This window comes from Leptospira weilii serovar Ranarum str. ICFT (assembly GCF_000332415.1).
GTDB classification, from domain to species: Bacteria; Spirochaetota; Leptospiria; order Leptospirales; family Leptospiraceae; genus Leptospira; species Leptospira weilii_A.
The window spans coordinates 42687-53970 of the sequence record NZ_AOHC02000030.1 but is presented as its reverse complement, the minus strand read 5'-3'; the positions used below and the strand labels follow the sequence as shown (position 1 = coordinate 53970).

The 11284-nt window shown below is 44.0% G+C and carries 9 protein-coding genes; 6 read left to right on the top strand and 3 right to left on the bottom strand.

The window, feature by feature from the left end; genetic code table 11:
- Positions 1-647 precede the first annotated feature (647 nt).
- The 5 genes from amt (at position 648) to LEP1GSC060_RS09810 (ending at position 8395) form a co-directional block, all read left to right on the top strand.
- Positions 648-3173, top strand: a complete 2526-nt coding sequence (gene amt, locus LEP1GSC060_RS09835; RefSeq protein WP_003002462.1) for an ammonium transporter — start codon at positions 648-650, stop codon at positions 3171-3173.
- A gap of 75 nt (positions 3174-3248) precedes the next feature.
- Complete coding sequence (locus LEP1GSC060_RS09830; RefSeq protein WP_003002558.1) at positions 3249-3857, top strand: DUF6962 family protein; 609 nt, start codon at positions 3249-3251, stop codon at positions 3855-3857.
- A gap of 10 nt (positions 3858-3867) precedes the next feature.
- A complete protein-coding gene (locus tag LEP1GSC060_RS09825; protein WP_003002485.1) occupies positions 3868-4698 on the top strand; it encodes an aldo/keto reductase in 831 nt (276 codons plus the stop codon).
- Positions 4699-4949: 251 nt separating this feature from the next.
- Positions 4950-6446 carry an ABC-F family ATP-binding cassette domain-containing protein gene (locus LEP1GSC060_RS09815; RefSeq protein ID WP_003002503.1) on the top strand — a complete coding sequence of 499 codons (1497 nt, stop codon included), beginning with the start codon at positions 4950-4952 and terminating at the stop codon, positions 6444-6446.
- Between the two features lie 581 nt (positions 6447-7027).
- The gene (locus tag LEP1GSC060_RS09810; protein WP_003002465.1) at positions 7028-8395 is read left to right on the top strand and encodes a flavin-containing monooxygenase; all 1368 of its coding nucleotides are present in this window, start codon (positions 7028-7030) and stop codon (positions 8393-8395) included.
- A 96-nt stretch (positions 8396-8491) separates the two neighbouring features.
- On the opposite strand, the gene LEP1GSC060_RS09805 is transcribed toward LEP1GSC060_RS09810, so the two are convergent.
- Positions 8492-9505, bottom strand: coding sequence for a zinc-dependent alcohol dehydrogenase family protein (locus LEP1GSC060_RS09805; protein ID WP_036096049.1), 1014 nt, complete (start codon positions 9503-9505; stop codon positions 8492-8494).
- Positions 9506-9803: 298 nt separating this feature from the next.
- Here LEP1GSC060_RS09805 and LEP1GSC060_RS09800 point away from each other — a divergent pair, with 298 nt between their 5' ends.
- Positions 9804-10202: a SufE family protein gene (locus LEP1GSC060_RS09800; RefSeq protein WP_036096047.1), complete on the top strand. Its 399-nt coding sequence runs from the start codon at positions 9804-9806 to the stop codon at positions 10200-10202.
- Positions 10203-10352: 150 nt separating this feature from the next.
- Here LEP1GSC060_RS09800 and LEP1GSC060_RS09795 read toward each other — a convergent pair whose 3' ends face one another.
- The gene (locus LEP1GSC060_RS09795) at positions 10353-10715 is read right to left on the bottom strand and encodes an MmcQ/YjbR family DNA-binding protein (protein ID WP_003002539.1); all 363 of its coding nucleotides are present in this window, start codon (positions 10713-10715) and stop codon (positions 10353-10355) included.
- A 1-nt stretch (position 10716) separates the two neighbouring features.
- Positions 10717-11280, bottom strand: a complete 564-nt coding sequence (locus LEP1GSC060_RS09790) for a TPM domain-containing protein (RefSeq protein WP_003002518.1) — start codon at positions 11278-11280, stop codon at positions 10717-10719.
- Between the last annotated feature and the right edge of the window lie 4 nt (positions 11281-11284).

Genomic DNA, 11284 nt, shown 5'->3' with positions numbered 1-11284 from the left:
ACACCTAGTATAATCCTCGCCACTCGAAGTGTGGGAACTCCCACGGAGTCTGTGGTCTTCTGCAAAATCCTAAAACCTAACCACTAAATCCTCGCCACTCGAAGTGTGGGAACTCCATACGGTGTCCGCGGTCTTCTGCAAAATCCTAAAACCTAACGACTAAATCCTCGCCACTCGAAGTGTGGGAACTCCCGCGGAGTCCGCGTTAAAATCCTAAAAATTTTCGATTCAAAGATTAAATCGTTGATTACAACGTCGATCCAAGTTCTTTGCGAAGCAAAGATGGACGCCTTGGGAAATTTGCCGAATTTACGTTAAAATAACCTGAGTTCGGCGAACCAATGCGAAAGCGATTGAAGCGAGATCAACAAATTGAAATGACGAAAGAAAACCGTTTTTCGATCGATCCATCAATTTGTTGATCAGAGCAGAAACTAAAAAACTCAATCTCGCTTCGCGAGATAGGTCCGGCCTGCCAAGGCCGGATTCGCCCGAACTTTCTTATACCGAATTTACGTTAAAATAAATTTCTTTCGTTTTTTCGTTATTGGAAAGAACTTATTTTGGAATGACCTTATAATCGGAGAATTCGGGCGATCCCGGTTCGTTCGAAAAGTGGCGCGTAAGAATCTGAGGAAGAGTAAAACATGAATTTACTTGAAAATTTTATGAAAAACTTAAGAGCTTGTTCCAAAACCGTTCTAGAAAAAACGCAGGAGTTCCCACAGAAACCGTCGCCTTTCGTTCATTTTGCCGTTCGGCGCCGTTTTTTCGCTACGGAGTTCCCGTATGAGTTCCCACGTTTTAGGCATTTGGGAAGGATTTTCAATCGATACTTCCATACAAACCGAATCGTATTGATTCTTTTTTTAGGAATCAATCTTCCGCTTTTTTCCGAATCCCCCGCTCTGGAATTATCCAAAACCGTCGATCCGGTTTGGCTCATCGTCTGCGCCGCCTTAGTCTTTTTTATGCAAGCCGGATTTCTCATGTTGGAAACCGGACTTTCCAGACTGAAAAACACGATCAACGTCGCGGTGAAAAATCTCATGGATTATATCGTCGGAACCATCGCGTTTTTTAGCGTGGGTTTCGCGTTGATGTTCGGTTTTTCGCACGAAGGATGGATCGGTACGAACCATTTCTTTTTGGAGGGTTTAAAAACGGGAAAGGACTTTGCGTTTTTTCTGTTTCAAGTCGCGTTTATGGGAACGGCGGCGACGATCGTTTCCGGAGCGGTCGCCGAGCGCATTAAGTTTTCTGCATATTTAATCGTGTCAATAGTCGTTTCCATCGTAATCTATCCGATTTTCGGTCATTGGACTTGGGGAGGAGGATGGATCGCTAAAACCGGATTTGTGGACTTCGCGGGTTCTACCGTAGTACACTCGTTAGGCGGTTGGATCGCTTTGGCCGGAGTGATCGTTTTAGGTCCGAGAAAGGATAAATTCAAGGAAGACGGAACTCCGAGAAAGATCCACGGACATAATCTTACCTTTTCGGTATTGGGAGTTTTTATCCTTTGGTTCGGCTGGTTCGGGTTTAACGGAGGAAGCGCTCTTTCGTTTACGGACGGAGTTCCTTTGATCATTCTGAACACGAGCCTTGCCGGAAGCGCCGGAGGAATTCTTGCGATCACACTTTCCTGGATTTTTTATAGGGTCGCCTCGGTGGAAGATTGTATGAACGGAGTTTTGGGCGGTTTGGTGGCGGTAACGGCCGGTTGCAACGCGCTTCAACCTTACGCCGCTTTGATTACCGGCTCGGTGGCGGGAGTTTCGGTCGTGATTGCGGCTTGGGCATTGGAAAAAATCCTGAAACTGGACGACGTCGTCGGAGCGTTTCCGGTTCACGGAGTCTGCGGGATTTTAGGCACTTTATTGCTTCCGGCTTTATCAGAAAATCAAGATATTCGAATACTCCCTCAGTTGATCGGAGTTTTCGTCTGTTCCCTTTGGGCTTTCGGATTGGGATTGATTCTGTTTTTGCTTTTGAAATTTACGATCGGAATTCGTGTGAAGGAAGAGTTCGAAGAAAAAGGACTCAACATCGCCGAACACGGCGCCGGTTCCAGTTGGATCGATCTCATCCATTCTCTCAAAGACCTTTCCAAAGGAGGAGGGGACTTGACTCGCAAGATCCACGTGGATACGGGAACGGAAGCGGGGGCGATCGCATTTTTGATGAATCGTTATCTCGCCAATTTGGGACAAATGATTTATACGATCAAAGAAAAGTCGACCGAACTGGAAGGTTCCGCATCCGAAATCACTACCGCTTGGGGAAAGATGAGTTACGGAATTCAAGAGCAAGCCGCAAACCTGGAAGAAGTCACATCCATATTCGATTCTTTTCGGGAGTCGTTTCAAAGAATTTCATCCTCCGCCGCGGAGCAGAAAGAAATCGAAACGAACGCGAAGAAATTGTTAAACGAACTCGTATTCGGATTTCAAAAGTTCGATTCCGACTTGAAACATAGCTCGGAAAAATCCGAAGAATCCGTCAAGACGATAGACTTAAGTAGAAAAGAACTCAATCATCTCGAATCCGATATCAACGACATCGGATCTTCCGCTAAAAAAGTGGAAGGTCTCGTAAAACTTCTCAACGACATATCGGCCAAGTTGGGAATACTTTCCATCAACGCATCCATCGAAGCCGCTCGCTCCGGGTCGGCCGGGAAAGGATTCGGCGTGGTTGCGGAAGAGATCAATAAACTCGCGTCAAACACGCAAGAGAGCACCAAAAAAGCGTCGGAAATTTTAGGAGAAATCCAATCCACTGTTTCACGCGGAAAGAACACCGTTCAAAACACGGTGGAGTTTTTCAAAAATTTAACGGAAGAATTTAGATTTTTGGCGGAGACTCAGATAACGATACGCGAAACCGGTTCTCATCATTCTCGTTTGATTGAAAGTTTAAATCGTTTGAACATTTCCATCACGAATCAGAGCGAGATCATCACGGCCGATATAGAACAAAGATTTTCGGAGATCGGTAACCTTTACGAATCGGTGGATCTTATCAACGCCGCGTTTCATGAAATTTCGGCGCAATCGGAAGAGTTAACCGCGACGGGTGATTTTTTAAAACAACTCGCGGGCATCCTCAACTCTCTCGTTCGAAATTTCAGAGTCGAACAAAACGTTTCGCAAGAACTGATTCCCGGTTAATCGAATTCGATCTTTTTTCGAATTTTTGTAAGTAAAGAATTGCAAAATTTATTTCTTTAAGAACGATCATCCACCATGCAATTGAGTACGGTTTTTTCCGATTTCATCTTAAGTCTTGTATCCGTTTTCGCCGCGATTCAAATCAAAAATGCGGCTTCTGATTCGAAAACCTTCGGCTTTTTAGGATTTCTTACGATAGGAATTTCCGCGGGTTTGGGAACGATTCACTTTTTAGGAATCGGGATTTTGGATCCGATCTATCGTTTTTGTGTGGGGCTCGCTTCCTTTGTGGGAGTGCCGTTGATCGGAATGGGTTTTTTTCATATCGGAATCAAAAAGTTGGAAAGGAATACTTTTTATCCGATCGTAGGAATATTACTGATCCTTTATATGATTTTCGGATACGTTTTTCCGTTTCCGCTTGTGTCCACGGTTTTAGGCGGAGCGGCGATGGTTACGGCCATCCTCGTATGTATTCGAAAAAATTCGGGTGGAACGAAGGTGGGGGCTCTTTACGGAATTTTAGGAGCGATTCTTTTTATTCTCGCGGGCCTTGTGATCGGAACCACCGGTTCTCGGGGACCGATTTTGAACGTGGATATTTTTCACATCGTTCTTGCTGTCGCCGTTTATTCCCTGAGTGTTTCTCTCAAAAGACTCGGCGGATCGATGAACGCGGGTTAAACGAAATTTTATGACTGAAAATGCTCTCAATCAAGCGGTTACGCTCAATAACGGAATCTTAATGCCGATTTTGGGACTCGGAGTTTGGAAAACCAAGTCCGGTAAAGAATGTACGGAAGCCGTCTTAAACGCCTTGGAAGCGGGTTATCGGCATATCGATACCGCAAAAATTTATTCCAACGAAGAAGACGTGGGAAGGGCGATTCGAGAAAGCGGGATTCCTAGAAAGGAAATTTTCATCACTACAAAACTCTGGAACGCGGATCAAGGATCGGACAAAACGAGAAAGGCGCTGGAAACAAGTCTCGAAAAATTAGGAATCGATCAAGTGGATCTTTATCTCGTTCATTTTCCCGTGACTTCCAAAAGAACCGATTCTTGGAAAGAATTGGAAAAAGCGTATCACGACAAACTTTGCAGATCGATCGGAGTCAGTAACTACACGATTTCCCATCTTACTGAGTTGTTAAAAAATTCCCAAATCACACCCGCAGTCAATCAGGTGGAGTTTCATCCGTTTTTAAATCAGATCGATCTATTAGAATATTGTAAAAAACATAAGATTCAACTCGAGGCTTATAGTCCGCTCGCTCACGGACAAAAAGTGGAAGATCCGAAGATCGTCAACATCGCGAAGAAATACGAAAAAACACCGGCGCAGATTTTGATTCGCTGGGCGATTGAACAAAAGATCGTGGTGATTCCGAAATCCACAAAAAGGGAAAGGATCGTCGAAAATTCGAAAGTTTTCGATTTCAAAATTTCCGAAGAGGATATGAAAACTCTGAATTCTCTCGATGAGAACTTCCGAACTTGCTGGGATCCTTCCGAAGTCGTTTAACAATTGTTATTCGTTTAACAAAACGAAATTTTTTCCGAACGATTTGGAATCGGCGTTAAAACCTATCTTTGCAAACGAAAGATCGAAAGTCCGGCCAATGGAATCGTTTCCGATTTTACGGATAGTTCATTATAAATGATGAATATATATCGGATTCTATTTTCTTTTTCGGAACCGATTTGTCCTCAATTTTGAGTGAAATCCTACGACTTTTTAAAACCTTGGACATAACTGCAAGGATTCCTATTTCGATGATTAAAATTTCCGGCCTGAACAAGGCGTTCACAACCAAAGTCCTTTTTGACGATTTACATTTGAGCATCAACCGAGGGGAGAAGATCGGTCTCGTGGGTCGGAACGGTCACGGAAAGTCCACTCTGTTCCAGATGATTCTCGGCAACGTGGAAGCCGACTCCGGTACGATTTCCGTTCCTAAGGGTTATAAAATCGGTCATCTTCAACAACACCTTCATTTTACCAAACCTACGGTTTTGGAGGAATGCGCTCTCGGTCTTCCCGAAGGAGAAGAATACGAAACCTGGCAGGTGGAAAAAATCCTTTTCGGTTTGGGATTTTCCGAACGAGACATGGAAAGAAATCCGAACGAATTCTCCGGCGGTTATCAGATCCGGATGAATCTCGCCAAACTTCTCGTATCGGCTCCCGATATGTTGATGCTCGACGAGCCGAACAACTATCTCGATATCGTTACGATCCGTTGGCTCGAAGAATTCTTACGGGAATGGGAAGGTGAAATCATATTAGTAACTCATGATAGAGGTTTTATGGACGCGGTGGTCACTCATACGATTGCGATTCATAGAACCAAGGCGATCAAGGTTCAGGGTGACACGGATAAACTTTACAATCAGATCAATCAATCCGAAGAAATCTACGAAAAGACCCGTTTGAACGAAGCCAAAAAACGCAAACAGGAGGAGATTTTTATCGCAAAATTTAAAGCGAAGGCGAGTTTTGCGAGCCGAGCTCAGTCCAGAGTCAAAAAACTGGAAAAACAAGGCGAGATGAAAGCGTTGGAACGGATTGAAGATTTGGAATTGTATTTCAACAGCGCTCCTTTTGCCGCGAGTCAGATGATTTCCGTGGAAAATCTTTCTTTTTCCTACGACGGTAAGGAGCCGTTTCTTATCGAAAATTTTTCCATCAGCGTAGGGACCAAGGAAAGAATTTGTATCATCGGTAAAAACGGGAAAGGGAAATCGACTCTTCTTAAAATTCTCGCGGGTGAACTCGAATCTTCTCATGGAACGATCAAAAAACATCCCGTTTTGAAGGAAGGTTATTTCGGTCAGACCAATAAACTCAACCTCAACGAAAACGCGACCGTAACCGAAGAGATTATGATTTCGGATAAGTCCTGTACGGAATGGCAGGCGAGAACGATCGCGGGCGGTTTGATGTTTTCGGACGATCAAGCTCTGAAAAAAATCAAAGTCCTTTCCGGCGGTGAAAAGAGCCGCGTTCTCCTCGGAAAAATTTTAGTCACTCCTTGTCATCTTCTGTATTTGGACGAACCCACGAACCATTTGGATATGCAGTCCTGCGATTCTTTGATCGAAGCGATCGACGAGTTTGACGGTTCGGTGATTATGGTGACCCACGACGAACTTCATCTGAGAGCGGTTGCGACAAAGTTGATCGTTTTCGATAAGGATACGATTCGAATTTTCGACGGTTCTTACGACGATTTTTTGAAGGACGTGGGCTGGTCGGACGAGGATTATTGAAAAAGTATATTCTTTTTATGGAATATTTGGATTTGTTGAACTAGGCGAAAACTCGAGTGCAACGCTTCCTAAACTCAATCTCACTTCCTATGGGTCGTTCGTAACTCAATCTCACTTCCTATGGGTCGTTCGTAACTCAATCTCACTTCCTATGGGTCGTTCGTAACTCAATCTCACTTCCTATGGGTCGTTCGTAACTCAATCTCACTTCCTATGGGTCGTTCGTAACTCAATCTCACTTCCTATGGGTCGTTCGATAGGTCGTTCGTAACTCAATCTCACTCCCTATGGGTCGTTCGATAGGATCGCGTTGTGGGAACGGACCGATTTTTCCGAGATAAATCCGGCGTTTTTCGTTTCGGATCCATGTTTTCCCACCGCACCGGATAAAAAAGAATCCTTAAAATTTCTTGCATTCAGAGCGGATCTATGTAAGATCACTCGAAAAATTTAACATTTGTTGAATTTAAAATTTCATCAACGAATGTTCTTGGAGCCTGTTTAACCTGTTCCCTAAAACGCAGGAGTTCCCGCATTTTAGGCGTTAGGCGGACAGGCTTTGAAGTAAAAAGGAGAATCGGATGAAATCGAACGTCAGAGTCTGCGTGGTAGGAGCCGGGCCGAGTGGAATTGCAGCCGGAAAAAATTGTGTTGAATACGGTTTGGACGTGGTCGTTTTCGAAAAAAACGATAAGGTCGGAGGGAACTGGGTCTTTAACGCCAAAACCGGGCATTCAAGCGTTTACGAAAATACTCATATTATCAGCTCCAAGGTTTGGTCCGAGTACGAGGACTTTCCGATGCCCGAAGATTATCCGGAATATCCGAACCACAAACAACTCCAGGCTTACTTCGAATCCTACGCAAAACATTTCGGAGTATATAAGAAAATTCGATTCAATCATACGATTCAAAAAATAACGAGAACGGCGGACGAGGATTGGAAAGTGGAATACTTGGACGCTTCCAAAAAAAAGAAAACCGAAATTTTCGACGTTCTTATGGTTGCGAACGGTCATCATTGGAATCCGAAGTATCCGGAATATGAGGGAAAGTTCACCGGTAAGTTTATACATTCCCACGATTTTAAAGGTGTTACAAACGAATGGAAAGGTAAGGACGTTCTTGTAATCGGAGCCGGTAATTCCGCTTGCGACGTCGCGGTAGAGTCCGCAAGAGTTGCAAATAACGTAAAGTTATCGATGAGAAGTCCTCAGTGGTTCTTTCCAAAGTTTCTTTTCGGAATGCCCTCCGATGTGTTTGCGGCAAAAACGCCCGGCTGGATTCCGTCGATCGTCAAACAGTATGCGCTTACTAAGATGCTTTCTGTATTACAAGGTTCTTATACGAATTACGGTCTTCCGTTGAACACAACTCTGGCGCTCAGTCATCATCCGACTTTGAATTCCGATCTTCTCGATTTTATCCGTCACGGAAGAATCAAACCTCGTCCCGGGATCAAAAAATTGCACGGTAAAGAAGTGGAATTTACGGACGGAACCAGGGAACGTTTCGATATCATCTGCGCTTGTACCGGATTTTGGACCACGTTTCCGTTTTTTGACAAGTCGTTTATCGATTTTCAACACGCGGAAAAAATCCCTCTCTTTCGTAAGATGATACACAACGATTATAAGAATTTATATTTCATCGGATTGTTTCAACCGGTGGGTTGTATTTGGCCGATGGCGGATTATCAAGCGAAACTCGCTTGTTTGGAGATTGTCGGAAAATACAAACGTCCCCAGGATCTAAAAACGGCGATTCAATACGAGATCGATCATCCTCATTTCACGTTCGGCGGAGGACAAAGGCACGCGGTGGAGGTGGACTATCACGCGTTTCGTAAGGAGCTTAGACTCGAACTTTTGAAAGCGGGCGTGGACATAGGTAAACCTCCCGGCGGAAAAAAATCTCTTTATAAAAATTTTTCCAAGGCCGCGAGTTGATTGATCGATTGATGTTGTCGGGGATCGATCGTTAAATGTCTTTCGTCTTTAAGGATCGGATTGGCCCGCACATCTCTTTCAAAAATCGATGTCGGATTAAATTTCGATACAAACCTTACCGAAATGTTTTCCGGCTTTTAGGCTTTCGAAGGCTTTAGGAGCCTCCTCGAAGGAATAAACTCGATCCACTACGGGTTTGATTTTGTTTGTGTCGATCGCGGCATTCATATCTTCGAAGTTTCTTTTGTTTCCCACGATGATTCCTTGGATCCGAATTCCTTGCATGAGAATCGGAAATAAGGATAAGTTATTGCTTTCCCCTCCCGCTAAAACTCCGATCAAAGCGATCGTTCCCCAAGGTTTCGTACTGGAAATCGATTTTTGTAAAGTACCGGCGCCTCCTACTTCGATGATAAGATCGGCGCCCTTCATGTTCGTCATTTTACGAACCTCTCTGTCCCAGTTCGTTTTTTCGTTGTAGTTGATGACTTCGTCCGCGCCCAGGGCTTTTACTTTGGCGAGTTTGTCTTGGCTGGAAGAGGTCGCGATCACTCTGCATCCCATCATTTTAGCGAATTGTAATGCAAAGATGGAAACACCTCCGGTTCCTTGAACGACAACGGTCGCTCCGGGTTGAATGTTCCCGTGTGTAACGATAGCGGTGTATGCGGTCAACGCGGCACAAGGAAGGGTGGAGGCTTGTGCGAAGGAAAGATTTTCGGGCATAGGAACCAAACCTTGTTCTCCGAAAATTCTATATTCGCAGAGAGTTCCGTCTAACGGACCGCCGAGTGTATTCTTTAACATTTCGCGATCCGGCGCTCCGTCCAACCAGGTTTGTGCGAAGTTGGCGCAAACCTTATCACCCGTCTTCCACTTTGTCACACCCGGACCCGTTTGCGCGATTTCTCCCGCTCCGTCGGAAAGAGGGATCAAGGGAAGTTTTTGTTTCGGATTGTATTTACCGATCGCCATCAGATAATCTCTGTAATTTAAGGACGCCGCTCTAAAACGAACGAGAACTTCTCCGTGTCCGGGAACCGGATCGGGACGTTCGGAGATTTTTAAGTTTTCCAGACCGAATTGATTTTGAAGTTCATAAACTTTCATGAATGTATTTTCTCCGAAACGGATCGGAATGTTGAGGCGAAAATTCTTTCTCAAAGAAGAATGAGGATTTTTTGCTTTTTCTTTTCCGTTTGTAGAGAATCTAATTTGGAGATCGGGTTTAAGAAAACAAATTTTTCGTTTTAATTCGATAAAGAATGTTCGGTTTATCGTTCGATTCGGAATCGTTTCGATTTCGCGGATCGAATGCGTCTAACAAAAAGAGAAATCCGTCGGACGTGAGGCTGCGGTTTTTCTGATTGCTCGCAGAAGGATTGTGGAAAAGCTGGAAATGGAATCCATGAGTAGCGTTGTAGAAGTTCAGAAAGAAATCGTATCCGAATTTTCGGAATGTACGGATTGGCAGGAACGTTATCAACTTCTCATCGAAATGGGAGACGAACTCGGAGAAATTCCCGATTCCGAAAAAACTCCCGAACGTTTGGTTCCCGGATGTCAGTCCCGAGTTTGGATCGTTTCCCAAGAAAAAGACGGCAGAATCGAATTCCAAGCGGACAGCGATTCTGCGATAACCCGAGGAATGATCGCGCTTCTCATTCGTGTTTTTTCGGGACGAACTCGGGAAGAGATGAAAAACGCTTCCCTCGAATTTTTAAAAGAGATCGGGCTCGACAAACACCTTTCGATGTCGAGAAGGAACGGTCTCTACTCCATGGTCAATATTCTTAGGAATAGTTGAGGCGAACGAGTTCGTTTAACAATTCTAACTTAAAATTTTCCCCAATTCCTTTGATTGTTTAGAAAATAATTCGACTGAATACTCCGCTTTCTCTCCGTATCGAATTCGAATTACGAAAGTTTAAAACAGATTTTCTGCATATCCTTCCCTCTACTTCCCCTTTTTTAATTTTGCGGGTAGTTTATCCCAAACGAGTTGATACGAATCTTGAATTCTTTTCTGAAGTTCTTTCAGAGAAAGAGTTTTTAAGTTCTCGCATTGAACCCAGTCGTATCGGGCGAGATAGGGAGCGGGAATGATTCCTTTTTTCCGAACTAAAAGTTCGGCTTCTTCCGGGCTACATTTAAAACAAATCGTAAACGGATCTTCCGTCATCGTCACACAAAACATTTTGTTATGAACGGAAAATGCGAGATCGTGTTCCCATTTGATATCTTCCGTCGCAAAGGGAAGGGAAAGACAGAACTTTCGTACGGGTTCGAAAAGCGGGTTGGCGGTTTTGATGGAAATCATGTTATATCACTTCCGGCCGGTTCGACAGTTCGTTCGGATTTTGTTTTTCGGGAGGAAAATGTTTTTGGAGAAGTTGCGTAAACGTTTCGATGGATGTAAGAATACTTTCCGAATAACACCCCGAACGAAAGCCGGTTTGCATCCGTTCACAAATTTCGTCTAACGTAGATTGTCCGATCTTTTTGTAAATTCCACGATCCGCCAAAAGTTCGATTTTACGATCGGTCAATTGGACGTAGATCAGAATTCCGGTGTTTTCTTCCGTGTCCCAAACTCTTTTTTCGGAAAAAAGTTCCATCGCTCTTTGTTTTGCGTTAATACCTTGGATTACTCGGAAAATCGGAAGTCCGCTTTCTAAAATGATTTTAATTTCGCCTTTGTGACGCGTTTCCGATTCGGCAACCGCGGCTTCGATCTTTTGAAGGTCTTTCCGGCTGAAATACTTTTTAAATCTATAGGATTTGGATTTATCCGTAGTGAAGGAAAAAAAGGAGAACACGGATTCCAACGTATGAATCCAAATCCTTCGGAAGTTGGAGGGTTCGGTTGTATTTTGCTTTATCATAATA